This window comes from Brevundimonas sp. FV1ye4L, from assembly GCF_058681255.1.
The window spans coordinates 1741272-1763864 of the sequence record NZ_CM178734.1 but is presented as its reverse complement, the minus strand read 5'-3'; the positions used below and the strand labels follow the sequence as shown (position 1 = coordinate 1763864).

The 22593-nt window shown below is 68.1% G+C and carries 22 protein-coding genes; 8 read left to right on the top strand and 14 right to left on the bottom strand.

Features of this window, described 5'->3' with window-relative positions; translation table 11 throughout:
- Nucleotides 1-156 precede the first annotated feature (156 nt).
- Complete coding sequence (gene ctrA, locus ACW17X_RS08540; RefSeq protein ID WP_166622771.1) at nucleotides 157-858, top strand: response regulator transcription factor CtrA; 702 nt, start codon at nucleotides 157-159, stop codon at nucleotides 856-858.
- A gap of 191 nt (nucleotides 859-1049) precedes the next feature.
- Here the strand turns inward: ctrA and ACW17X_RS08535 are convergent, their stop codons facing one another.
- The 6 genes from ACW17X_RS08535 to ACW17X_RS08510 form a co-directional block, all read right to left on the bottom strand.
- Nucleotides 1050-2066, bottom strand: coding sequence for an endo-1,4-beta-xylanase (locus tag ACW17X_RS08535; protein ID WP_492096753.1), 1017 nt, complete (start codon nucleotides 2064-2066; stop codon nucleotides 1050-1052).
- Nucleotides 2067-2268: 202 nt separating this feature from the next.
- On the bottom strand, nucleotides 2269-2679 hold the full coding sequence (locus ACW17X_RS08530; protein WP_492087902.1) for a flagellar export protein FliJ: 411 nt from the start codon (nucleotides 2677-2679) through the stop codon (nucleotides 2269-2271).
- Nucleotides 2680-2686: 7 nt separating this feature from the next.
- On the bottom strand, nucleotides 2687-4030 hold the full coding sequence (fliI, locus tag ACW17X_RS08525; RefSeq protein WP_492096752.1) for a flagellar protein export ATPase FliI: 1344 nt from the start codon (nucleotides 4028-4030) through the stop codon (nucleotides 2687-2689).
- Between the two features lie 94 nt (nucleotides 4031-4124).
- Nucleotides 4125-4631 (bottom strand): DUF1543 domain-containing protein, encoded by a 507-nt coding sequence (locus tag ACW17X_RS08520; RefSeq protein WP_492096751.1) that lies wholly within the window; start codon nucleotides 4629-4631, stop codon nucleotides 4125-4127.
- Nucleotides 4631-6331 carry an FAD/NAD(P)-binding protein gene (locus ACW17X_RS08515; protein WP_492096750.1) on the bottom strand — a complete coding sequence of 567 codons (1701 nt, stop codon included), beginning with the start codon at nucleotides 6329-6331 and terminating at the stop codon, nucleotides 4631-4633. The genes ACW17X_RS08520 and ACW17X_RS08515 overlap by 1 nt, the downstream gene beginning before the upstream one ends.
- Nucleotides 6332-6425: 94 nt before the next feature.
- Nucleotides 6426-7328: an EamA family transporter gene (locus ACW17X_RS08510; RefSeq protein WP_492096749.1), complete on the bottom strand. Its 903-nt coding sequence runs from the start codon at nucleotides 7326-7328 to the stop codon at nucleotides 6426-6428.
- A gap of 84 nt (nucleotides 7329-7412) precedes the next feature.
- Here ACW17X_RS08510 and ACW17X_RS08505 point away from each other — a divergent pair, with 84 nt between their 5' ends.
- Nucleotides 7413-7895, top strand: coding sequence for an Lrp/AsnC family transcriptional regulator (locus tag ACW17X_RS08505; RefSeq protein ID WP_492096748.1), 483 nt, complete (start codon nucleotides 7413-7415; stop codon nucleotides 7893-7895).
- Between the two features lie 4 nt (nucleotides 7896-7899).
- On the opposite strand, the gene ACW17X_RS08500 is transcribed toward ACW17X_RS08505, so the two are convergent.
- The gene (locus ACW17X_RS08500) at nucleotides 7900-9114 is read right to left on the bottom strand and encodes a carbohydrate porin (protein ID WP_492096747.1); all 1215 of its coding nucleotides are present in this window, start codon (nucleotides 9112-9114) and stop codon (nucleotides 7900-7902) included.
- A gap of 147 nt (nucleotides 9115-9261) precedes the next feature.
- Between ACW17X_RS08500 and ACW17X_RS08495 the strand changes: the two genes are divergently transcribed.
- Nucleotides 9262-11175 carry a HAMP domain-containing methyl-accepting chemotaxis protein gene (locus ACW17X_RS08495; protein WP_492096746.1) on the top strand — a complete coding sequence of 638 codons (1914 nt, stop codon included), beginning with the start codon at nucleotides 9262-9264 and terminating at the stop codon, nucleotides 11173-11175.
- A gap of 1 nt (nucleotide 11176) precedes the next feature.
- Here the strand turns inward: ACW17X_RS08495 and ACW17X_RS08490 are convergent, their stop codons facing one another.
- Nucleotides 11177-12124 (bottom strand): alpha/beta hydrolase family protein, encoded by a 948-nt coding sequence (locus ACW17X_RS08490; RefSeq protein ID WP_492096745.1) that lies wholly within the window; start codon nucleotides 12122-12124, stop codon nucleotides 11177-11179.
- Nucleotides 12125-12285: 161 nt separating this feature from the next.
- On the opposite strand from ACW17X_RS08490, the gene ACW17X_RS08485 reads away from it, so the two are divergent.
- The 5 genes from ACW17X_RS08485 to ACW17X_RS08465 all read left to right on the top strand — a co-directional run bounded on the left by ACW17X_RS08485 (nucleotide 12286) and on the right by ACW17X_RS08465 (nucleotide 16184).
- Nucleotides 12286-13047, top strand: a complete 762-nt coding sequence (locus ACW17X_RS08485; protein WP_492096744.1) for a LytTR family DNA-binding domain-containing protein — start codon at nucleotides 12286-12288, stop codon at nucleotides 13045-13047.
- 59 nt (nucleotides 13048-13106) lie between these two features.
- Nucleotides 13107-13232 (top strand): hypothetical protein, encoded by a 126-nt coding sequence (locus tag ACW17X_RS08480; RefSeq protein ID WP_492096743.1) that lies wholly within the window; start codon nucleotides 13107-13109, stop codon nucleotides 13230-13232.
- A 124-nt stretch (nucleotides 13233-13356) separates the two neighbouring features.
- Nucleotides 13357-14337 carry a cysteine synthase A gene (cysK, locus tag ACW17X_RS08475; RefSeq protein ID WP_492087892.1) on the top strand — a complete coding sequence of 327 codons (981 nt, stop codon included), beginning with the start codon at nucleotides 13357-13359 and terminating at the stop codon, nucleotides 14335-14337.
- 52 nt (nucleotides 14338-14389) lie between these two features.
- A complete protein-coding gene (locus tag ACW17X_RS08470) occupies nucleotides 14390-15607 on the top strand; it encodes a DUF2336 domain-containing protein (protein WP_492096742.1) in 1218 nt (405 codons plus the stop codon).
- Nucleotides 15608-15755: 148 nt separating this feature from the next.
- Nucleotides 15756-16184: a Ros/MucR family transcriptional regulator gene (locus tag ACW17X_RS08465; RefSeq protein ID WP_492087890.1), complete on the top strand. Its 429-nt coding sequence runs from the start codon at nucleotides 15756-15758 to the stop codon at nucleotides 16182-16184.
- A gap of 229 nt (nucleotides 16185-16413) precedes the next feature.
- On the opposite strand, the gene ACW17X_RS08460 is transcribed toward ACW17X_RS08465, so the two are convergent.
- The 6 genes from ACW17X_RS08460 to ACW17X_RS08435 form a co-directional block, all read right to left on the bottom strand.
- Nucleotides 16414-17529 carry a DUF2336 domain-containing protein gene (locus ACW17X_RS08460; protein WP_492096741.1) on the bottom strand — a complete coding sequence of 372 codons (1116 nt, stop codon included), beginning with the start codon at nucleotides 17527-17529 and terminating at the stop codon, nucleotides 16414-16416.
- Nucleotides 17526-18398 carry a hypothetical protein gene (locus ACW17X_RS08455; RefSeq protein ID WP_492096740.1) on the bottom strand — a complete coding sequence of 291 codons (873 nt, stop codon included), beginning with the start codon at nucleotides 18396-18398 and terminating at the stop codon, nucleotides 17526-17528. The genes ACW17X_RS08460 and ACW17X_RS08455 overlap by 4 nt, the downstream gene beginning before the upstream one ends.
- A gap of 64 nt (nucleotides 18399-18462) precedes the next feature.
- Nucleotides 18463-19218 (bottom strand): ABC transporter permease, encoded by a 756-nt coding sequence (locus ACW17X_RS08450; protein ID WP_492096739.1) that lies wholly within the window; start codon nucleotides 19216-19218, stop codon nucleotides 18463-18465.
- A complete protein-coding gene (locus ACW17X_RS08445; protein ID WP_492096738.1) occupies nucleotides 19215-19982 on the bottom strand; it encodes an ABC transporter ATP-binding protein in 768 nt (255 codons plus the stop codon). Before ACW17X_RS08445 ends, ACW17X_RS08450 begins: the two co-directional genes overlap by 4 nt.
- A complete protein-coding gene (locus tag ACW17X_RS08440; RefSeq protein ID WP_492096737.1) occupies nucleotides 19975-21018 on the bottom strand; it encodes an ABC transporter substrate-binding protein in 1044 nt (347 codons plus the stop codon). Before ACW17X_RS08440 ends, ACW17X_RS08445 begins: the two co-directional genes overlap by 8 nt.
- 44 nt (nucleotides 21019-21062) lie before the next feature.
- Nucleotides 21063-22253 carry an energy transducer TonB family protein gene (locus tag ACW17X_RS08435; RefSeq protein WP_492096736.1) on the bottom strand — a complete coding sequence of 397 codons (1191 nt, stop codon included), beginning with the start codon at nucleotides 22251-22253 and terminating at the stop codon, nucleotides 21063-21065.
- Nucleotides 22254-22593 lie beyond the last annotated feature (340 nt).

The window sequence follows — 22593 nt, the reverse complement described above, 5'->3', positions numbered from 1 at the left end:
TCCGGACTCTCGACGGCGATTCGCAAATCAGCTTAGGAACGACTCAATCGCCCGGCGTTAACCCTTCTTAAGGTTTTCGGGTCTTAACCTGCGAACAAGGTTACCCGGTCGTGCGGCTGGGTGGTTACCGCAAAGCTTTTGCCTGGAGGGGCACGAATGCGCGTCCTGTTGATTGAAGACGATCACGCAACTGCCCAAAGCATCGAGCTGATGCTTAAGTCGGAAGGCTTCAATGTCTATACGACCGACCTGGGCGAAGAAGGCATCGATCTGGGTAAGATCTATGACTACGACCTCATTCTGCTGGACCTGAACCTGCCGGACATGAGCGGCCTTGAGGTTCTGCGCCAGCTGCGCGTCGGCAAGATCAATACGCCTGTCATGATCCTGTCTGGCAGCCACGAGATCGAAACTAAGGTCAAGACCTTCGGCGGCGGCGCCGACGACTACCTGACCAAGCCTTTCCACAAAGACGAACTGATCGCGCGCACCCACGCCGTGGTCCGTCGCTCCAAGGGTCACGCCCAGGCGATCATCCACACCGGCGAGATCGCTGTGAACCTGGACGCCAAGACGGTCGAGGTGAACGGTCACCGCGTGCACCTGACGGGCAAGGAATACCAGATGCTGGAGCTGCTCTCGCTCCGCAAGGGCACGACCCTGACCAAGGAAATGTTCCTGAACCACCTGTACGGCGGCATGGACGAGCCCGAGCTGAAGATCATCGACGTCTTCATCTGCAAGCTGCGCAAGAAGCTGGCCACCGCCGCCGACGGCAAACACTATATCGAGACCGTCTGGGGCCGCGGCTATGTGCTGCGCGACCCGGCCGAGGCCGGCAACAGCGTCGCCGCCTGATCTTTCGAGGTTCTGCAAGTTTGAAACGCCCGCCGGAAACGGCGGGCGTTTTCGTTTTCTCCCTCCCCTTCATGGGGAGGGGCGATCGCGCAGCGATCGGGGTGGCGTTCGAAGGGGCGTGAGCGAGGTTCTGACGGCCCCACCCGGGCTCGGCTGCGCCTCGCCGTCCCTCCCCCTGCGGGGGAGGGAGATTAGTTGGAGAACGCCGCCGCCAACGCCGCCGCCATCGGATTGGGGCGGCTGAAGCTGTCGAAGGCCAGGGGCTTGTCGCGGCCGTCGTCCTTCTCGCCCTGGCGATACCAGCTGTCGGTGTCGCGCAGGCCCCAGACGGTGAAGGCGAAGCGCTGGGCCGGGGGCAGGGTCATGAAGGCCTCGGCCAGCTCGGCGACGCGGGCGGTCTGGAGGGCCAGGCGGTCGGCCTGATTGCGCAGATCCAGCCGGTTTTCGGTGCGCAGGGTGCAATCCAGTTCGGAGACGTGGATCGGCAGGCCGAACTGGGCCGCCTCGCGCATGAAGGCGGCGATGACGCCTTCCTTTACGTCGATCCATAGGTGGGACTGAAGCCCCAGCCCCTCGAGCGGGCAGCCGGCCTTCAGCAGGCGTTCGACCAGTTTCAGGAACTGGGCGCCCTTGGCCGGCACGGATTCCTGATTGTATTCGTTGAGGAACAGGACGGCGTCGGGGTCGGCGATCCGGGCTTTCTCGAAGGCGCGCAGGATATAGCCGTCCTGGCCGTAACGGGCGCTCCAGTGACAGTCGCGCAGGGCCGAGCCGTCGTCCAGGATCGGCTCATTGACCACGTCCCAGCTGCGGACCTTGCCGCGATACCGGCCAGCCATGGCGGCGATATAGCCGTCGAAAGCGCGGTCGAAGGCGGCGCCGGACAGGCCCTCGAACGCTTCCTTGCCTTGCGCGTACCAGATCAGGGTGTGGCCGTGCAGGGCCATGCCGTTGGTGGCGGCGAAGGCGGCGATGCGGTCGGTGCGGTCGAAGCGGGGTCGGTCCAGGCCGTCGGCCAGGACATATTCCATCTTCATCTCCCACTCGGGCGTCAGTTGGGAGACATTGGCGCGGGCCAGGGCGACCCAGTCGGGGGCGTCGAGCTGGATCGCCTTGATCGCCGTGCCGAAAGGGCAGGGGGCGGCGGATTTCAGCGGGGGGACGTTAAGGGGCGCGGGTTCGGCCGAGGTGCGGTCGCAGGCGGCCAAGGGCGCGGCCAGAGGAAGGGCGAGGCCTGAGGCGAGGAGGGTGCGGCGGGACCACGCCTTCTCCCCTTGCGGGAGAAGGTGGCGAGCGAAGCGAGACGGATGAGGGGTTGTCTTCGTCACTCGAGTTTTCCCGTTGGCCGCAGTGTGACCCCTCATCCGGCCCTTCGGGCCACCTTCTCCCGCAAGGGGAGAAGGAAGAGGATCAAACGGCCCGTTTCCGCAGGCCCAGCTCGTCGAAGGCGGCGGTTTCGCGCTTGGCGATGGCGAGCAGGGTGTTCAGGCGGGTGGTTTCGGCGACGTGTTCGAACTTCTTCAGCTCTTCGAAGGCGCCGGTCAGGGCGTCGCGGGCGCCGGCCTCTTCGGCGTCGACCACGGTCAGATCACCCTCGGCGGCGGCCTTGCGGGCCTTCCAGCCGTTCAGATAGGCGGCCAGCATCATGCCGGCGTCAGCGTCGGTGCGGGCGCGCTCGCGTTCGATCTCGACCTCGGCGTCTAGCACGGCGAGACGCATCTCGGCGGTGGCGCGACGGGCGGTGATCTCGGCCAGGCGCTTTTGCAGCGTCTCGACCTCATAGTTGGAGATGCGGATCAGGGATTGGGCCCAAGCGGTCATTTCGTATTCACTCCCTGATCATGCCTTGGTTCAGGATTTGCTCGAGCCGGGTAAAGGAATCGGTAAGACGCGTGGCGTCGTCCTTGTCCTGGGTCAAAAAATCTTCCAGCGCGGGGTTCAGCGCGATGGCGCGGTCCACGATGGGGTCGGCCCCGGTGCGATAGGCGCCGATCTTGATCAGCTCTTCCATGTTCGCATAGGCCGACAGCGACTGGCGGGCGCGCTTGTTCAGTTCGCGCTCGGGCGGGGTCTGGCAGGCGGGCATGGTGCGGCTGACAGATTTCAACACGTCGATGGCGGGGAAGCGGCCGCGCTCGGCGATCTTGCGGTCCATCACGATATGGCCGTCCAGAATACCGCGCACGGCGTCGGCGATGGGCTCGTCATGGTCGCCGCCGTCCACCAGGACGGTGAACAGGGCGGTGATGGGCGCCGCCGTCGTGCCGTCGGGCCGCACAGGACCCGGCCCCGCCCGCTCCAGCAGTTTGGGTAGTTCAGTGAAGACAGTGGGGGTATAGCCCTTGGTCGTCGGGGGTTCGCCCGCCGCCAGGCCGATCTCGCGCTGGGCCATGGCGAAGCGGGTGACGCTGTCCATCAGGCACAGGACCTCCAGGTCCTGGTCGCGCAGGAACTCGGCGATGGCCATGGTCATATAGGCCGACTGGCGGCGTTTCAGGGCCGGCTCGTCCGAGGTGGCGACCACGACGACGGCGCGTTTCAGTCCCTCTTCGCCCAGGGTCTCTTCCACGAACTCGCGCACCTCGCGGCCCCGTTCGCCGATCAGGCCCACCACCACGGCGTCGCAGGTGGCCTGTTTGGCCAGCATGGACAGAAGCACCGACTTGCCCACGCCCGAACCGGCGAAAATGCCCAGGCGCTGGCCCCGGCAGGTGGTGGTGAAGACGTCCATGGCCCGCACCCCCAGGTCCAGCCGCTCCCCCACCCGGCCGCGCGAATGGGCCGGGGGCGGGGGCGCGCGCAGCGGATAGGGGGCCTGGCCCTGGGGCAGGGGGCCCTTGCCGTCGATGGGCTGGCCGAAGGCGTCGATGATCCGGCCCAGCCAGGCCGTGGTCGGGCGGACGCTGGCGGCCTGGTCGATGATGCGGATCTCGGCGCCGGGGGCCACGCCCTCGACCGGACCGAACGGCATCAGCAGGGCCTTGGCATCGCGGAATCCCACGACCTCGGCCGGCAGGGCCGCCAGCCCGCGCCGGCTGATCTCGGCCCGCGCCCCGACGGCCAGACGCGACAGGCCGCCGCGCGACTCGATCAGCAGGCCCGAGACGCCCGCGACCTTGCCGGTGACGACCAACGGGTCGATCGCTTCGACGGCGGCGACGAGATTGTGCAAGACGGACCCCAGGAACAGGTGTTAACCAAATGGGGCATCATGGTTAACGGCGTGTTGACGCAGGCCAAAGACCGCGCCGGCGATGGAAACACGCCTAGGCCCGGATCGGGGTGTAACGGCAGGTGAAGGGCGGGTCCTGCGTCAGGGCGGCGGGGGTCAGGTGGATGTACAGCCGTTCGGCGGCGGCGGCGTTGTCCAGGGCGAAGGCCTGTTCCGCCTCGAACATCTCGTCACGGTGAGGGGCGTCCCAACCCTTGGCCCGTTTGATCGCGCGGGTCTTAGCGTTCGCCAGGGTGTCGGCGACGACGAAGACATTGCGGTGCTTCTCCGCAAAATCGATCCCGTCATAGCCGCCCAGATTGACGTAGTAGAGGCGGGCGTCCCCCTGAAACGGCGTGGAGCGTAAGGTGACCTCATAGCCGTCGGCGTGGCTGATTTCGGACCAGCAGTCGATGTGGAGGCTGCCCGGTTTTCCCCACCACTGGCGCCGCAGGGCGTCGTAGGTGTCTTCAATGGATTGGGCGACCACGAACCGCATGTCGTGGACCTCGATATTGGCGCCGGGATGTTCGCCGCCGATGTAGATCGCAAACAGTTTCATCAGGCCGCCTCTACCGTGAGGGGGCCCGATGCGCCAATTTCGGCCCCGATCTCAATTTCACGTTTAGCCTCCATCCCAGCAACGATCGCAGTCAGCGTCGCCCCGACGATACGGCCGATGTGATGCGAACTGGTGACGCCCTGAACGAAGGGATGACGGCCCATGATGAAGGGCAGGCTCAGGCAGAACAGGCGGTCGACAGACCCCGACTCCGCGACGGGATGGAACTGGGCGTCGATGCGGATCCCCCGCGTCGCCGGCGCGCCCTCGTCCTCGACCTGGTCCTGGACCACGCCCTGTTGGAGCAAGGTTAGGAAAGGGAATTGCAGGCCGGACAGCGCCCTTTGGCCGGTGGCCTCGATGAAGGCCGGGAAGTGTCGTCTCTCGCCGTCGCCCCGCGTCAGCACGGCGCCGCCTTCGGACGGGCGGGTGTCGATATGGTGGTCGTCGCCCAGAGCCAGGACCTCCAGCCGACCGGCGCGGTGGAGCGCCAGCATACGCTCGATCGATTCATGGGGAACCGAACTGTAGTTGTCGACGAAGACCGGCTTCAGGTGGCTGTTGAACCGCTCGAAGGCGACGCCGGTCAGATGCGGCGCGATGGCGGCCATCACCTCGTGCATGCGCAAGATAGCGTCGCGCCAGGCCACGGTGATGCGGTTCGCGTGGTTGAACCGCGCCTCCTCCAGGTTCGCCTCGGCCCACCGGAAAGGATCGACGGCGGTTCGGCGTTGGAAATAGCGTTCGGCGAAGGTTTCGAGATCCGCGTCGGGCAGGCCGATGTCCCTGGCATAGGCGGGGTCCGCCCACATCAGCTCGCGCTTGAACAGATCGAAGGCCCGATCCAGCAGTCTTTCGTCGGCCTGGGCCGTCAGGGCGCCGACCGCCTGGCGCGTCAGGATTGACAGCGGCGCATGCGGCAGGGGGAAGAAGAAGTCGGCTTCGGGCAGCAGTCCCTTTCGGGACATCATGGTGACGCCGAAACCCTCGGCGCCCGCCTTGGACGTATAGACCAGACGGTCGCCGCTACGTTCGAACCGTCCGTGGGCGGCGGCGACCGCGACGGCGGCGTCGATGGCGGTCAATGACGAGCCGCGGACGCCGACGGCGACAGGACCGATCTCCGACAAGCCGGCGGCGGGCCAGGGGCTGGTGAAATAGCCCGGTCGCGCTTGCTGGCGGCTGGGCCACTGATGACCTGTCGCGAGAACGGCGTAATCGAATACGCGGTCTTGGGCGGGCGACTGAGGCGTAGCGACCGTCAGGCGGATCCCGGCCTCGAGGATGGCGGCGTCGATGACGCGGGCCCCCGTCAAAACCTCGACCTCAGCGCCTCGCGCCCGCAGTCCCTCGACCAAGACGGCGAACTGGTCGCGGAAATAGGCGCCCAGGGCCACGCGCGGGACAAAGGTCCGCTCATCGGCCGTGTCGGGGTCCAGGCCGAGAGCGTCGCACTCGAGCCGGGGTAAACGACGCAGCCAGGACAGCAGGGTTTCACCGACGGGAGGGATTTCGATGCTGGCGATGTTCGACAGCATGGCGGCGTCGTTCCAGCCGGGACGATAGGGGCTGCCGAACCCGGCCGTCGCCGCCTCTTCAAAGACCGTGATCGCCAGTCCGGGCCGGGCCGCAGTCAGTAGCGCCGCCAAGGTGTAGAGGGTGGTCGGACCGGCGCCGACGAACGCAATCGATAACGTCATTCGAGCCAAATGCGCTTGCCCGAATATGGCGCCGCAGCCGTCGTGTTTTATTTCAAATCGGCGGACCCAGGAGCCGGATCCGTTTGAGGAAACCTCAGGCCGGCTCGAGACGAACCCGTTCTTCCCGCGTCGTCGCGATGGCGCCCACCGAGGCGACGACGATGGCGGCGATGGCGAGCCACTGCTGGCCGGTCAGGTGTTCGTGCAGCACGATCAGACCCGCCAGGGCGCCGACCGCGGGCTCGGCGCTGAGCACCACGCCGAAGGTGCGCTTGGGAATGCCGCGCAAGGCCACCATCTCCAGCGAATACGGCAGGGCGCTGGAGAAGATCGCCACCGCCAGGCCGGCCAGGATTATGGCGGGGTTCAGCAGGGCTGCACCGGCATGGGCCACGCCGAAAGGCACGACGACCATGGCCGCCACGCTCATGCCCAAAGCCACCGACTGGCCCGCATGGATATGCGACAGCCGCTTGCCGAACACGATGTACAGCGCCCAGCACAGGCCGGCGAATGCGGCCAAGGCCATGCCGACCGGATCCAGCGCCCCCGCTCCGGATTTCAGCGGCAGCAGAAGGCCCAGGCCCAGAACTGCGAAACCGACGCAGACGAAATGGATCGGCTTTCTGGAATGGATCAGGGCCAAGGTCAGCGGCCCCATGAACTCGATGGCGATGGCCAGGCCCAGCGGAATGGTCCGCAGCGACATGTAGAAGCTGAGATTCATCGCCCCCAGCACGACGCCGTAAAGCGCGATGGCCCCCAGGTCCGCGCGGCTCAGCCGGAACCGCCATGGCCGGAACACGGCCACCAGCAGCACCGCGGAGATCCCGACGCGATAGGCCGACGTCCCCTCCGCTCCGATGACCGGGAACAGGGTCTTGGCGAAAGAGGTGCCGCCGGCCAGCGTGACCATGCCGGCGAACAGCGCCAGATAGGGGATGAGGCGCATGGCGAGCGGCGAGGTCAGGTGCTGTTTCAGGGCCACGGCGGTCATGGCGTGAACCTAATATAATCCGGCTTGCGCTTCCCGGAGAATTTCCGCTTGAGTGCGCCTGAAATCGTCATGAAAGGGCACGTAATGACGAATTTCGTCACTCTGGACGATTTTGACCATCGGCTGCTGGCGCGGGTCCGGCGCAACAATCTGGAGCCGGCGCGGGTGACGGCCGAGGCGGTCGGCCTGTCGGAATCCGCCGTGCTGCGCCGCCTGCGTCGGCTGCGCGCCGAGGGCGTCATCGCCGCCGATGTCGCCGTGATCGATCCCGCCCGCGTAGAGCCGCGCATCGTCCTGCATGTCCAGGTCGAGATGAACACCCAGGACCGCAAGGTGATGGACGCTTTCCAGCGCGCCATGAGGGCCAGTCCCGAGGTCCAGGGCGCCTGGGACGTCACGGGCGAGACCGACTATCTGCTGACCGTCGCCGTCCGTTTGATGCAGGACTACGAGACCTTCGGCATCCGCGAACTGATCCCTGAAAAGGGCGTGCGCGGTTTCAAGAGCATGATCGTGATCCGTGAAGTCGTGGGCTTCGATCCCGCTCGCGTGGCGCTGCAACGCTAGAGGGTCAGAACAGCGGCGTGATCACGCGCAGGGACACCACCACCACGTCGTCGGCGTCCTTCAGGCCGCCGGGGTAGCGGATCAGCTGGATGTCGGGCTGGATCGTGAAACGGCCGATGCGGTCGGCGTAGGTCAGTTCCAGACCTTCTTCGTAGCGGGCAGGGTCGGCGGGCGTATCGGCCAGGTTGGCGCGGGCCTTGTCGGACAGCCAGCCCTGGTGGACGCCGAAGGACAGCTGGCTGTCGGGGCGGGCGGCGAAGACCTGGCGCACCAGGATCCCGGCCTGCCAGCCGCCCTTGAAGTCGGTGGTGTCGCCGTCGGACACGCCCAGGCGGGCGAAGGCGTCGACCTGGGCGCCCTCGGGGGCGGCGGCGCCCCAGATCTGACCTTCGGCCAGGGCGTATGCGCCTTGGGCGATGCTGCGATCGGGGTCGCCGGCGGGGGTCAGGTCGCGGATGTCATCCTGACGCTGGTTGTAGCGCCAGACCCCGAAGGCGTAGCGAATGGGGGCGGCGCCGACCGGAGCGCGGCTGCCGAACTCGGCGATGGCCAGGACGCCGTGATCCAGGTCCGTGTCCACCCCGCCATGATCGCCGAAGGTGCGGGCGTCGGCGTTGACGACGGCGACCTGGGCATAGGTCTTGCCCGTGTCGCCGACCCGCAGACGCGCCGCCAGGGACGAGGAGGGGAAGATGGCCGGGCCGTTGGGGCCGGTCGAGGCCAGTTCGGAGCCGATGCCGAACGGCGGCGAGATCAGCAGGCCCGAGGCCTCGGTGGCGTAGAATTCGCTGTTGAGGTCGTACAGGCCGGCCAGAAGCGTGGCGGATCGGCCCAGATCCTGTTCGATCCAGGCCTCGAACAGGCGGGCGCCCTGGGCCCCGACCTCGATATTGTCGACGCCTTGCAGGGTGCCGGCCAGGCCGTTGGGCTCGCCCCCGCCGTTGTAGAGGCCCGACATATGCAGCCGCGCGCCGCGCCAGCCCCAGGCCTGTTCCAGGTCGCCGTCCAGTTCGACGCTCAGATTGTCCAGATAGCGGCCGGCCCGTTTGGTCCCGCCCGAAACGACGCCCGAGACGTCGGACGTATATTCCGCTGACACCGTCCAGGTCGGCTCGGCATCCGCCGCCCGCGCCACGGCCGGTAGAATGAATAGGGTCGCGCCGATGATGGCGGCGGTGAGAGATTTCAGTTTTTCCGGCTGAGCGTTCTGCATGGCCATGGTCCGTCCTGTTCCACGGCAAAGCTAGTTCCGACCCGTGAAAATCGTCCTTAGGGTGGCGTGGGGAAACGACGTAGGCGTGTGCAAACGTCGCGTTAACCCTGTTCGCCTACCGGTGTTCGGATAAGGTCGAGGGGGGGCGGCGGCATGCGTTTGACGATCAGCAATAAGGTGGCGGCGACCGGAATCGCCGTATTACTGCTGTCGGTCGGCACGGCGAGCGTCGGCCTGGTCATGAACCAGCAGTTGGGCGACGCCCTGCACCGCGCGTCAATTTCATCTGCGATTCTGCGTAATCACATGCAGGCCGACATGATGCATGACGCCCTGAGGTCGGATGTGTTCGGCGCCATGCTGGCGCCGAACCCCGCCAATGGGGTTTCGATCGAGGCGGTGAAGGCCGACCTGGCCGAACATCGCGAAAGCTTTGAGAAATCCTTGACCGAGAACAGGGCGCTGGCGACGGACCCCGAGATGCAGGCGGCGCTGGGCGCGGTCGAGGCGCCGCTGAACACCTATATCGCGGCGGCGAGCGAGATCGTCGAACTGGCCGAGAGCGACGTCGTCGCGGCCCAGGGAAAGATGGCGGATTTTCAGGTCCAGTTCACGGCTCTGGAAACCGCCATGAGCACGGCGGCCGACAAGATCGAGGCCACGGCGGACAAGAACCGCATCGCCGCCGACGCTGCAGCGGAGACCGGCCGACTGGTGATGATGGCCGCCATTCTGGCCGCCTTGGCCATAAGCATCGGCGTGATGGTCGCCGGGTCGCGCGGCGTGGTCGCCCCGATCCGACGCTTGACCGTCGACCTGCGGGCCATGGCCCAGGGCCAGACCGATGTGAAGCAGGGCGAGGCGCGCCGCCAGGACGAGGTTGGCGACATCGCCCGCGCCGTGGTTGATATCCAAGCCCTGATCGTCGCCCGCGCCCAGGCCGAGGCGGCGGAAGCGGACCGACGTCGGACGAAGGAAGAGCAGGACCGCGCCGTCGGCGATCAGTCGCGCGAGGCCGCCGCGCGCGAGCAGGCCGTCGTCGTCTCCGGTCTGACCCGGGGGCTGGACGCCCTGGCGCAGGCCGATCTGACGGTGCGCATCACCGACGCCTTCTCGCCCGTCTACGAACAGCTGCGGACCAATTTCAACGCCGCCGTCGAGGGGCTGCAGGAGGCCATAGGCACCATCGCCGCCAATACGGGCGCGATCAACGCCGGCGCCGCCGAGATCGCCAAGGCCGCCGACGAGCTGTCGCGTCGCACCGAACAACAGGCCGCCAGCCTTGAGGAAACCGCCGCCGCCCTGGAAGAGGTCACGGCCACGGTCCGCGCCACCGCCTCGGGCGCGGTCCAGGCGGCCGGCGTGGTCCAGGCGGCGCGCACGGACGCCGACAAGAGCGGCGCGGTGGTCCGCGACGCCGTCACCGCCATGGGCGAGATCGAACGCTCGTCGGCCCAGATCAACCAGATCATCGGAGTGATCGACGAGATCGCTTTCCAGACCAATCTTCTGGCCCTGAACGCGGGCGTCGAGGCCGCGCGGGCCGGCGAATCCGGTCGCGGTTTCGCGGTCGTCGCCTCGGAAGTGCGGGCCCTGGCGGAACGGTCCGCCGACGCCGCCAAGGAGATCAAGGCCCTGATCAGCCAGTCGACGGTGCAGGTCGGATCGGGTGTGAAGCTGGTGACGGAGACCGGACAGGCGCTGGACCGGATCGTGGCCCATGTCGCCCAGATCGAAGGTCTGGTGACGGAGATCTCGTCCTCGGCCGCCGAACAGGCGACGGGTCTTCAGCAGGTCAATACGGCGGTCAACCAGATGGACCAGATGACGCAGCAGAATGCGGCGATGGTCGAGGAATCCACCGCCGCCAGCCACTCGCTGTCGCAGGAAGCCGACGGGCTGGCCGCCGCCGTGTCCCGGTTCCAGGTGGGCGGCGCCGCCAAGCCGGCCCGCGTCGTGGCTGCGCCCACGCACCGGCCTGTCGCCGCCCTGAAGACGGTCGGCAGGGGCGGCGCAGCGCCGGCGCCGGCTTCCGCCCCGGACGCTGACGGGTGGGAGTCCTTTTAGATCACAGGGTCCGGCTGAAGAAGGCGATGACTTGCCGGTTGAAGTCGGTCTGGAAAGCCGCCCGGTCGAAGCCGGGCGTCGGCGTGCAGATCACCGGCGCGAGCGCGGCCAAACGGGACGAGCAGGGCGGCAGGAAGTCGAAATGGTCGGCGACCGGAACCGAGTGATACTCGGGCGGGCGAGGCAGGGCGTCGCGCACCGGCTCGGCGTAGAAGGGGCTGGGCAGGACATGGTCGCCCTCGGCGCGCCATAGCTGGACCGGCTGGGTCACGCCGGACAGACCTTGGCGCGTGAAGGTGAAGCCCAGGGCCGGGGCGGCGGCCACGACCGACTTGATCCGCGCGTCGTGCACCCAGGTCTGGTCCATGACAGACGGCGGCGCGCCGTGCGACGATACCAGGCCGCAGTCGTAGAATTCGGGATGGGCGCGGCAGTGATCGAGGACGCGTCCCAGATCGGGTTCGCCGCCTGCGGCCGTCAGAACGGTGAAGCCGCCGGAGGAGAAGCCGAAGGCGCCGACGCGAGCCGGATCTATGGCGTCGCGCCCCGTCCAGTCCTTCACCAGATAATCGATCAGGACGTGAAGCTGGCGCGGACGCTGGGCGACGTTCGTGGCCTGGCTCTGATCGCGCCAGTTGTCGCCGGTGTGGGTCAGGGCGGCGACCGTGAACCCGGCCTGGGCCAGGGCGCGCGCGGTGGCTTCGTGGCTGCGGAAATCGCCGCCGTTGCCGTGGGAGATGACGATCAGCGGCCGGCGGGTCCCGGCCTTCGAGGGGGGCGTCCAGACCCCGGCTTCTATGGCGGGGCCGGCGCCGTCCGGGATCTCCAGCCGGGCGAAGTCCACGGTCTGGGCGGCGACGACCGGCGACGCCGGGAGGGCGACAGGCAGCGGCGCGGCCTGAAGGTTCAGGGCGGCCAGGGCGAGATTGAGGGCGGCGGTCAGGGACATGGAAGCCTCGTTTGTCGGGGGGGCGGGAGCCGTCTTCCTGCCGTGCGCCGAACCCGGCGCGCCACCGGGTTTGCGCCAATGGGCGAACGGGTTCGCGATCCGGCGAACGGAGGAGAGCCGAGGCGATTCCGCAGCGGCCGCCGAACGGCTAGAAGCGAGGGATGACGATCGGGGATTCGCGATGGGGCGTCGGACGGGCGGCGCGGCTGGGGCTGGCCGTCGCCACCGGTCTTGGCGTGCTGCTGGGTCTGGTCGGGCCTTTCGGCTCCTATATGAACGGCGCGGCGCCGGCGCGGATACTGTATTGGGTGGCCTGCCTCTGGGCCGGCTGGGTCTTGTTCGGCCTGACCCTGCCCCTGCTAGCCAGACAGGCGATGCGGCGGGGGCTGTCGCCGTGGCTGTGGGCGCCGCCTTCGGTCGTGCTGCTGGCGGCTCCGATGACGCTGATCAGTCGCGCCCTGGCGCAGATGGTCTGGGGCCGCACTTTCGAGGTCGGGCTGCTGGAATGGTTCGGCCAGAGCCTGATCGTCAGCGCCGTGGCGACCGGAGCCATCGTATGGCTGATGTCCCGCCCGCCCGCCGCCGCCGGGACGGCCGCGGCAGCGCCGCTGTCGGCCGATCCGCGCGACCGACTGCCCGTCCATCTGGGGCGCGAGGTGATCTGTCTGCAGATGGAGGATCACTATGTGCGCGTACACACGCCCCTGGGGTCTGACCTCGTGCTGATGTCGTTGTCACAGGCCATGGCAGGGCTGACGGGTGTCGAGGGGCGTCAGACCCATCGGTCCTGGTGGGTTGCGCGGGCGGCCGTCGTCGGCGCGGCGGAGAACGGCCGCAATCTGAGCCTGAGGCTGAAGGGCGGCCTGACGGCGCCGGTGTCGCGGGCGCGGGTGGCGGCGCTGCGGGCGGAGGGGTGGTTTTAGGGGGCGCCGGATCGGCGCGCGCGCTCGACGCTTCGGTATCTCGCCGCTAGGCTGGGCCAATGGCCAATAAGGGCGACCGCTTGTTGATGATCGTGCTCGGGCTCGGCGCAGTCGCCGCCGGGGTTTCGTTTGTCAGTATCGTGGTGCTGTTCGGGATCGCCCTGTCCGGCGTCTTCTTCGGCTAGGCGGGCCTTGGCGGCGCCGGATCTGGGCGGGGCGGATAGAAATCATCGCCGTCGCCCCCTTGCGGATCGACTTCGCCGCCTATCTGTTACGCACCCTGAACAACCCGAACCGACCGGAGCCCCCATGTCCGACTTCAGCTACGACGCGTCCCGCCATCTGAAGAAGGGGCGGGGCAAGGTGTATGATTCGATCATCGACACCATCGGCGACACGCCCATTGTGCGGTTGCCGCGTCTGTCGGCTGAGTATGGAGCGAAGGCGACGGTGCTGGCCAAGCTGGAGTTCTTCAACCCCATCGCCTCGGTCAAGGACCGGATCGGGGTGGCCATGGTCGAGGCTTTGGAAGACGCGGGCAAGATCAAGGCCGATACGGTGCTGATCGAACCGACAAGCGGCAACACCGGCATCGCCCTGGCCTTCGTGGCGGCCGCCAAGGGGCTGAAGCTGATCCTGTGCATGCCGGAGAGTATGTCCATCGAGCGGCGCAAGATGCTGGCCCTTCTGGGTGCGCAGCTGGAGCTGACGCCGGCCGAGAAGGGGATGAAGGGCGCCATCGCCCGGGCGGAGGAGCTGCTGGCCTCGACGCCGAACGCCGTCAGCCCGTCGCAGTTCGAGAACCTGGCCAATCCGGCCATTCACCGCGCGACCACGGCCGAGGAAATCTGGAACGACACGGACGGCGCCGTGGACATGATCGTGGCCGGCGTCGGGACTGGCGGCACCATCTCGGGCGTCGGCCAGGCGCTAAAGGCCCGCAAGGCTTCGATCCAGATGATCGCGGTCGAGCCCGAGGCCTCGCCGGTCCTGTCGGGCGGGGCGCCGGGGCCGCACAAGATTCAGGGCATAGGCGCCGGCTTTGTCCCCGCCATCTATGATGGTTCGGTGGTCGATGGGGTGGAGCAGGTCTCTAACGACGACGCTTTCGACATGGCGCGAAAGGTCGCCCGCGTTGAGGGCGTTCCTGTCGGCATCAGCTCGGGCGCGGCCCTGACCGCCGCCTTCCGCCTGGCGGCGCGCGACGAGAATGCGGGCAAGACCATTGTGGTGATCATCCCGTCCTTCGCCGAACGTTATCTGTCCACGGCCCTGTTCGAAGGCCTTTGACGGCCGTGGCGGCGATACGCCGGGTTAACCCGCGCCGCCCTAGTCTGGAGCCATGAACGAGGCGACAGCCCTGGATGACGACGAGGCGGCGCCGCCGGCGCTGAAGGCGCGGCACGCCCTGCTGAAACGCCTGGCCGACGTCGTGTCTCTTCCGGCCAGCCGGATCAACGCCTTCGAACGGGCCGTCACCGGCGATCTGCTGGTTGAGATGTTGCGTCAGGCCTCGCCGCAGGAGCGTCGGCGCGTCGCGGCGCGGCTGACGCCATTGGCCGAGCTGCCCGACAGTGTGGCGCGGCTGCTGCTGCGCGATGCGCCCGAGATCGCGGGCCTGCTGATCGAGCAGTGCGCCGCCCTGAGCGACGCCGATCTGGTCGGCTGCGCACGGGACGCCGGGCCCGAACATCGGCTGATCATGGCTGGTCGTCGCGGCCTGTCCGAAATCGTCACCGAGACTCTGTTCAGCTTCGGCGAGGTCGAGACCATCGAGGCGGTCCTGCGCAATTCCAGCGCGCGACTGTCCCAGGTGGGAATAGAGTCGGTGGTCGCGCTGAGCCGTAAACAGCCGCGGCTGTGCGGCCTGCTGCTGAAACGGCCCGAGCTGAGGCCGTCGGGCGCCTATGTGATGTTCTGGTGGTGCGGGGCTGAGGATCGACGCGTCATCCTGCAGCGTTTCGCCGTGTCGCGGGAGTTGATGCAGGAGGTGTCCGAGGACGTCTTCGCCATGGCGGCGGACGAGGCCTGGTCGGACCCGGTGTCGCGCAAGGCGCTGCAGTTCATCGAACGGAGGCAACGCAACCGCGCCGCGATCGAGAAAAGCCCGTATGACGGACTGGAGCACGCCATCGCCGTCGCCGCTCAGGACGGGCTGTCGCGCGAGGTGGCGTCGGAGATCGCCTTCCTGGCGGGGGTGAAGCCGCTGACGGGAGCCAAGATCCTGGGCGACCCGGGTGGCGAGCCCCTGGCAATCCTGTGCAAGGCCACGGGGCTATCGCGTGTCGATCTGCTCAACCTCTGGCGCTCGATGCGTCGGCCCGAGACGACGGCCGAAGGCACGGTGCACCCGGATCTGGATCGAGTGCAGATCACCTATGAAATTCTGGCGGTGGATCGGGCGCAGACCGTATTGCGTTACTGGAACTGGTCTCTGTCGTCAGCGCTGACTCCAAATCTCTTGCGCGCGATCCGCGAGGGCGAGGATGACGCGGTTGATGAATATTCGGCGCCTGAGCGAGCGGCCATGATGGCCTTGGCCGAAGACTTCGGGCGTTAGATCAGCACCACAGGAAGTGTTGCGACACTGATGCGAAATGCCCGTATTTCGCTGGATTGCTTTTGATGCCAAACAACCCTAAGACCCGACGTCAAAGTTCGACTGGCGTTTCAGTCGAATGAAATAGATCACGAAAGAGACGCCGCGAATGGAAGAGAAGCCCGAACTGCTCGAAATGACCGCCGACATCGTGTCGGCCTATGTCGGCAACAATACCGTCACGGCTGAAGCCCTGCCGGCGCTGATCGCCAATATTCACGCCGCGCTGTCGGGCGTTTCGAATGGTCCCGTTGAGGTCGAGCCCGAGCCCAAAGAGCCGGCTGTGCCGATCCGCAAGTCGATCAATGCGGACTTCCTGATCTGCCTGGAAGACGGTCGCAAGTTCAAGTCGCTGAAGCGTCACCTGCGCACCAAGTACGACATGAGCCCCGAAGATTACCGCGCCAAATGGGGTCTGCCGAAAGACTATCCGATGGTCGCGCCCAACTACGCCAAGGCCCGTTCGGAACTGGCCAAGCAGATGGGCCTGGGTCAGGGCGGCCGCAAACCCGCCCGCACCGCGCGCGCCAAGAAGTAAGACCCGGTCTTTACCGGTAAGAAGACGCCCGCTTCCGCAAGGAGGCGGGCGTCTTTGTTCTCCCTCCCCTGTATGGGGAGGGACGGCGAAGCGAAGCGCAGCCCGGGTGGGGCCGTCAGAGGCGCGCTGATCGTTTTTGTAGGTAGAAACAGGCGCCCGCTCGCGCCCCTTCGGGCCCCACCCCGTCGCTGCGCCCCGCCCCTCTCCATGAAGGGGAGGGAGATCCGCCTTAAGCCGCCTGTGCGAGGCGGCGCATGCGCCAGAAGCGCAGGGTGCGCATGGCGGCCTCGCGGGTCAGTTCGCCGTACATCCGGCCATAGGCGGCGGCCTTGCCCATGGGGTTGGAGTCGGCGCCCAGCAGCGACACCGCATAGGTCAGGAAGATGGCCCGGTCGATATCGGCCGCCTTGCAGATGATCGACAGGGCGTCCAGGTCGCGACGATCAACGATGCTGCGCGCGGTGTGGAAATCCACGTCCGACAGGCGCGACAGGGCGATCAGAAACGGGGTGCGGCCCTTAGAGCGCAGGAAGCGGATCAGCATCTGCGGCGTCAGCTGGCCGGCGGCGTAAAGCTCTTCGACATAGGCCTGGCTGTCGGCGTAGTCGGGCGGCAGGGCGCCGTCGTCGGTGGCCACGCGGGTGCGGCCGGCGGCCAGGGCCGCCTCCAGCAGCTCCGGATCCATCTGGGCGTTCTGTTCGAGGATCTGCTGACGCAGCCGGGCCTCGACGACGAAATACATGTCGTTCAGCAGGTCGGCGGGCAGGCCCTTGCGTTCGACAGCGGGGGCGTGAAGCTCGGGATTGCTCTTGGCCCGTTCGACGGCGGTTTCGGACGCCGCGCGGGACAGTTGGGCGCCGTCGTTGCGGAGCAGGACGCCCAGGGTCTGATCGTCGCCGCGCTCGACGATGATTTCGGATACGGCCTCGGAAACTTCGATCCGGCCGGAGACGGCGCGCATATGGTCCTGGCCCTGGCGGCTGACCACGCCAATCAGGTCGGCGTCCGTCAACAGGGTGGAGCCGCGCAGCACCGGTCCGGCGACCTCGATGTCGTCCTCGGCGAGGCGTCGGATCAGGTTGGCTGGAGCATTGGGCGCGGTGGCGAACCGGGCGGCCAATTCGGCGCGGACGGCCGTCTCCATCTCGTCGGACAGGGTTTCCAACACCGAGCCGTAGAGCTCGGTCTCGGCGGCGCTATGCTCTATCCCACCCAGGAAGTGGTCGGACAGTTCACGCAGCAGCAGCCGACGCTTCTCGCTGGAGGTCTCGTTGGCGAGGGCGATGAGGTCGGGCAGGCGCGAGGCCTGAATGATTTCTTGTTCGGAAGAGGAGGCGTCAGTCACGGCAGATCGTCCTCCTGGGTCTGGGGTGCGGCGCGGACCGTGCCGTCGTTGTTGCGCAGCAGGGCCGGCGGGCCGTCGGGTCGAGCGAGGTCAGCGGACGACGGGGTCTGGGTCATCTCGACCGGCAGAGCGTCCAGATAGACGGGCTGAGCCGGGGCGATCGGGTCGGGTTTGCGGCCGGCCTGACGGTGGACGGAATAGAAGCGTGCGCCCAGGACGGGGGCGGAAGACAGCGCGGCCTGGACGACCTGCGGCTGGGCGCCGGTTTGGGCAGGCGCGGGAGCCGAACTGGAGCCAGACGTCTCGGATACGGTCGGGCGCGGGGCTTCTACGGTCGGCTGCGCTTGCGCCTGCAGCCGGAAGATCGGCGCGTCGCGTCGAGGGGCCATCGGGTCGAAGGCGGCGGCGGCCGATGCGACCTCGGCCTGACCTTGGGCCTCTACCAGAACCTGTTCCGGAAGGGCGCTGGGGGCAGGAGAAGGGGCGGTGGCGGTCTGGGCGTGGACGGGCGGCGTCGGCGCATGGGCCGCTGGCTCGCGCGACGGAACATAGGGCTGGAGCGTCGCGCTGGATGCGGCGGCTGGCGGCGTCGTCCAGTCGCTGGCTGGGGTCAGGCCGCGACGGGTCGAGGAGACGGCCGGCGCCGGCGTGGCGATCCGGGGCAGGGGAATCGACCGAACGACCGGGGTCGGCGAAGGCGCCGCAGCGCGCGGGGCGGCAGCCTGTCCGGTCATAACCTTGCCCGGCCAGGACAGGTAGCGCAGGCCATTGGCCGTGGTCTGCGCTTGACCTTGGGCTTGAGCCATGGCGGCGCCCGACGTCGCAGAGGCGGCGAACAGGACACTCGACAGGATCAGGACGCGTCGCAAAGGAGCGGTTCTCACGCGATTGATAGACAGCCCACACGCTAGGCGGTCATCGCTTAACCCGCCGCTAACGGCGCAGCAGGAATCGCCCAATCCCGCCGACGGCGGCGTTCAGAACCAGGCCCAGCAGGGTCAGGCACAGGACCCCGGCCAGCATTTCGGCGGTGCGCAGCCTGTTGCCGGCCTCCAACAACCGCCAGGCCAGACCCTGTGTCGCGCCCGAGCCCGAGACGAATTCGGCCACCACGGCGCCTATGACGGCCAGACCCGCCGCGACCCGCAGGCCTTCCAGCGCAAAGGGCAGGGCCGAGGGCAGGCGCAGTCGCCACAGCCGTTGCAGGGGCGTGGCGCCATAGAGGTCGAATAGCCGCTCCAGGTCCGGATCGGCCGATTTCAGCCCGGTCAGAATCCCCGAGAACAGCGGGAAGAAGGCGACAATGGCCGCCAGAGCCACGACCGCCCGATCGGCGTGATCCAGGCCGGCCCAGATCAGCACCAGGGGGGCGACGGCGACGACCGGCGTGACCTGAAGCGCCACGGCGAGGGGACGCATGGCCCGTTCCGCCGCCGGGTGCAGCGACACCGCCAGGGCCAGGCCGCCGCCGACCAGACCGGCCAGGACCAGGGCCTGAACCGCCATGCCGAAGGTGATCCAGGCCGAGGCGGCCAGGCGCGGTCCCGCCTGGATCAGGGCGACGGCCACGGCGCTGGGCGGCGGCAGAAAATAGACGGGCAGGTCCGCGAGGCGGCAAGCAGCCTCCCAGGCCGTCAGCAGCAGGACGGCCAGGATCAGGGGCGGGACGAGATCGGCGAGGCGTCTCATGCCGCCGTCTCAGCCTGGGGGGCCATGGCTGCCTCCAGCGCGTCCGCCGCCGCCTCGACCATCTGGCGATAGGCGGGATCGGCGCGCCAGCGCGAGGGGCGTGGCAGGGCGCCCGGCGTCGGCAGGTCGGCGACGGGCCGCCCGGTCGCCGCGTCCAGCACGACGACCCGCTGGGCCAGATAGACGGCCTCTTCTACGTCATGGGTGACGAAGACGACGGCGGGGCGTGGATCGGCCGTGGCCCAAAGCGCGTGCAGATCCTCGATCAGGCGACGACGGGTGACGCTGTCCAGGGCGGCGAAGGGCTCGTCCAGCAGCAGCAGGTCGGGGCCGGTGACCAGGGCGCGGGCCAGGGCGACGCGCATGGCCATGCCGCCCGACAGTTGGGACGGGCGGGCGTCCAGCCGCTCGCCCAGGCCGACGGCCGCCAGGGCTGCGCCGGCGCGGTCGCGGGCCTGGGACCGGACCATGCCCGCCAGTTCCAGCGGCAGGGCGACGTTGGACAGAGCGTCGGCCCAGGGCATCAGGGTCGGGCTCTGGAAGACGAAACCGGTGCGGGCGGCGCCGGCCGTGCGGGACACCTCGCCCGCGCTCGCGGGCTGAAGCCCGGCCAGCAGCCGCAGGGTGGTGGACTTGCCCGCGCCTGAGGCGCCGACCAGGGCCAGGATTTCGCCCCGCGCCACGGTCAGGTCGAGGGGGCCGAGCGGGGCGCGGCCGACAAGATCGACCGTCACGCCCCGTAGCGAGGCGATGGGCTCAGCCACGGCCCGGCAGATAGTTGTCGGTGAAGGCCTCGCGCCAGTTCAGGCCGGGATCGAAGACGCCGGCCTGGCTGGTGACCTCGAAGAAGGCCTGCCAGCGGTCTGCGGTCATGGCGCCCAGGCCGTAGAGGGCCGCGTCGCCGCCGTCGACGATGGCGTTGTCGCGCAGCTTCTGCCGGGCCTGGTCCAGGATGGCCTGGGTCATTTCCGGATTATCCTTGCGGATCAAAGCGTCACCGGGCTTTGGGTCGCCCCGCAGATAGTCGCGCCAGCCCTCGGCCGAGGCGGCGATGAAGCTGCGCAGCGCGGTGGCGTTGTCGCGGGCAAAGGCGTTGGGGGCCAGGACCATGGCGGCGTAGGACGGATAGCCTTCGTCGGCCAGCAGGAAGACCTTGGGCTCGAACCCGGCCTCCTGTTCGATGGTGTAGGGTTCGCTGGTCAGATAGCCCTGCTGCACCGCCCGCTCGTCGGCCAGGAAGGGCGCGAGGTTGAAGGTGTATTTGCGGACCTGATCGTCGGTGAAGCCATATTGGGCCTTCAGCCAGACCCAGAAGGCGTTGATCGAGGCGTCGGCCAGAAGGATGGGGCGGCCCGTCAGATCGGCGATGGTCTCCAGCGCCGGATCGGGGTGGGCGATCAGAACCTGGGGGTCCTTCTGGAAGAAGGCGGCGACGGCCTTCACCGGGGCGCCGGCCGCGACCAGATTCATCGGGATGAAGCTGTTGGAGCCCATGCCCAGTTCGACGGCGCCCGAGGCCAGCAGTTGCGGCACATTGACGCCCGGCCCGCCCTGGATGATCTCGACGTTCAGGCCGCGCTTCTCATAGGCGCCGGTCGCCAGGGCTTGATAAAAGCCGCCCTGTTCGGCCTGAGCGCGCCAGTCGGTGGCGAAGCGCAGCCGCACCCGACCCTGTTCGTCCACCGGCGCTTCGGATCGCGTGCAGGCGCGAAGGCCGAGCGCCGCGCCTCCGACCACGGCCGCGCCGCCCGCGAGCAGGGCGCGGCGACGGGTCAGCAGGCGATTCCCAAGCTGGATCATGGCCCTGCTTTACGGGGGGATGGGGGCCTTGGGAAGGCGGGGGTTCAGTTCTGATCCACGTCGGGCGCAGCCGTTTCGTCCCGCAGCTTGTAGCGGACGGGAACAACGCACCGGACGCCGGCCTCGAACCCCGGCGTGGCCTGGCTGGACTGCACCAGCCGCAGGGCGTCGACGCCGAAGGCGGCGGCCGGCTGGGCTTCGACCACCGAGGCGTTGCCGATCTGGCCCCAGGGGGCGATGTCGAAGCGGATCAGAGCCCAGCCCTCTATGGAGCGCTCGTTGAAGACGGTCGGAAATACGGGATTGGCCCGAACGGAGAACCGGTCTGCGACGGCCGGCGGGCATTGCTGCAGCGGGTCTTCACGCTGATCTTCCGGCGTCAGCGGCGGAGCCGCCAGGGTCTCGCCCGAGCGATAGAGATTGTAGACACAGCCGGTCCGGGCCGGTCCGGGCTGCATCCGGGTCTCGGCCGCTGCACGGCGAGCCTCGGAGTCCAGGTCTACGTCGCCGGACGAGCCGAGAGTCTCGACGTCGGTCGCGCGGCCATCGGCGTCGATGTTCCAGCGAGTCACGGACCAACTGCGGCCGCCGGGCGGGGGCTTGCGCCCTTTTTCAAAGTCGGGAAACACAACAGTGTCCGGTCGGCGGCCGCCGAACCGGTCGCCGCAGTCGGCGCCCTGTCCGCCCAGGCGTTTCGTCACGGCGTCGCGTAGGGCCCCGGTGGTCCGGGTGACGGCAAAATAGTTCAGCAGGTCCGGGACTTCCGCTTCGTCCAGTCGAACGCTGCGCCAGCGGATCGTCAGGCGGCAATCCTTGCGCGCTTGGGCGGAGAACCGCCAGGCGGCGAGGCCAGCCTGCAGGGTGTTGAAGGCTGCGGGGGCTGCGTCGGCGGGACGGATATCCATCGTGCGCCCATCCGACGCGACCGAGAAGGCCAGGATCGTCTCTGCGTCGGACACACCTCGTCGCGCGGACTGCTGCGCCGGCAGGGCTTCGCTGTAGAGGGGCTGCACCGCGACGCCCGCGCATGTCGCTTCGGCCTGGGGCATCTGAAGGATGGTGTTTTCGACCGACGGGACCGGCCCGGCCAGGGCGCCTGACCTGACGGTGATGGGCGAGGGCGCCGGAGGGGGCGGCCCCGCGTCCTGCGACCGTCGGTCGGCCTTCGCCGAACCGGCCGACGCCGCAACGGCGACGGCGGCCAGGATGCTGAGAGGGAAATGTACTGCACGCATGACGGCCTCCAACTGCACGGCATGGGTGCAGATGGTGGGGCGTCTGTCTAGCGCAAACCTGTGAATCTGGCGGAATTGAGCGAGGGGACGAAGCGTTCAGGGGGAACCCGTGAACTTCGTCCCCTCGCCAAGTCCGGGTTGGACTTGGCCGGTTGGGTCAGGGCCTTGGCCTGGGCGTCGTCGTGGGCGAGCCCGCAAGGACGGTCGGCTGTTTCCTGTCGCGCTCAGGGTCTCAGGCGTCCCGCGGCATTGCGTCCGCGTCGTCCGTCGATCCCGATCCGGTTCCCCTGCTGACGTCGGTCCGGAGACCGTCCAAAGCCGGAGCCGTAGATCCCGCCCG

Coding starts and splice junctions, on each gene's coding strand:
- ACW17X_RS08490 (WP_492096745.1), bottom strand. CDS start 12,124: ATGTCCCTGACCGCCGCCCTCAATCTCGCCCTGGCCGCCCTGAACCTT.
- ACW17X_RS08510 (WP_492096749.1), bottom strand. CDS start 7,328: ATGACCGCCGTGGCCCTGAAACAGCACCTGACCTCGCCGCTCGCCATG.
- ACW17X_RS08465 (WP_492087890.1), top strand. CDS start 15,756: ATGGAAGAGAAGCCCGAACTGCTCGAAATGACCGCCGACATCGTGTCG.
- ACW17X_RS08500 (WP_492096747.1), bottom strand. CDS start 9,114: ATGGCCATGCAGAACGCTCAGCCGGAAAAACTGAAATCTCTCACCGCC.
- ACW17X_RS08450 (WP_492096739.1), bottom strand. CDS start 19,218: ATGAGACGCCTCGCCGATCTCGTCCCGCCCCTGATCCTGGCCGTCCTG.
- cysK (WP_492087892.1), top strand. CDS start 13,357: ATGTCCGACTTCAGCTACGACGCGTCCCGCCATCTGAAGAAGGGGCGG.
- ACW17X_RS08520 (WP_492096751.1), bottom strand. CDS start 4,631: ATGAAACTGTTTGCGATCTACATCGGCGGCGAACATCCCGGCGCCAAT.
- ACW17X_RS08435 (WP_492096736.1), bottom strand. CDS start 22,253: ATGCGTGCAGTACATTTCCCTCTCAGCATCCTGGCCGCCGTCGCCGTT.
- ACW17X_RS08530 (WP_492087902.1), bottom strand. CDS start 2,679: ATGACCGCTTGGGCCCAATCCCTGATCCGCATCTCCAACTATGAGGTC.
- ACW17X_RS08515 (WP_492096750.1), bottom strand. CDS start 6,331: ATGACGTTATCGATTGCGTTCGTCGGCGCCGGTCCGACCACCCTCTAC.
- ctrA (WP_166622771.1), top strand. CDS start 157: ATGCGCGTCCTGTTGATTGAAGACGATCACGCAACTGCCCAAAGCATC.
- ACW17X_RS08480 (WP_492096743.1), top strand. CDS start 13,107: ATGGCCAATAAGGGCGACCGCTTGTTGATGATCGTGCTCGGGCTCGGC.
- ACW17X_RS08505 (WP_492096748.1), top strand. CDS start 7,413: ATGACGAATTTCGTCACTCTGGACGATTTTGACCATCGGCTGCTGGCG.
- ACW17X_RS08495 (WP_492096746.1), top strand. CDS start 9,262: ATGCGTTTGACGATCAGCAATAAGGTGGCGGCGACCGGAATCGCCGTA.
- ACW17X_RS08470 (WP_492096742.1), top strand. CDS start 14,390: ATGAACGAGGCGACAGCCCTGGATGACGACGAGGCGGCGCCGCCGGCG.
- ACW17X_RS08485 (WP_492096744.1), top strand. CDS start 12,286: ATGACGATCGGGGATTCGCGATGGGGCGTCGGACGGGCGGCGCGGCTG.
- ACW17X_RS08440 (WP_492096737.1), bottom strand. CDS start 21,018: ATGATCCAGCTTGGGAATCGCCTGCTGACCCGTCGCCGCGCCCTGCTC.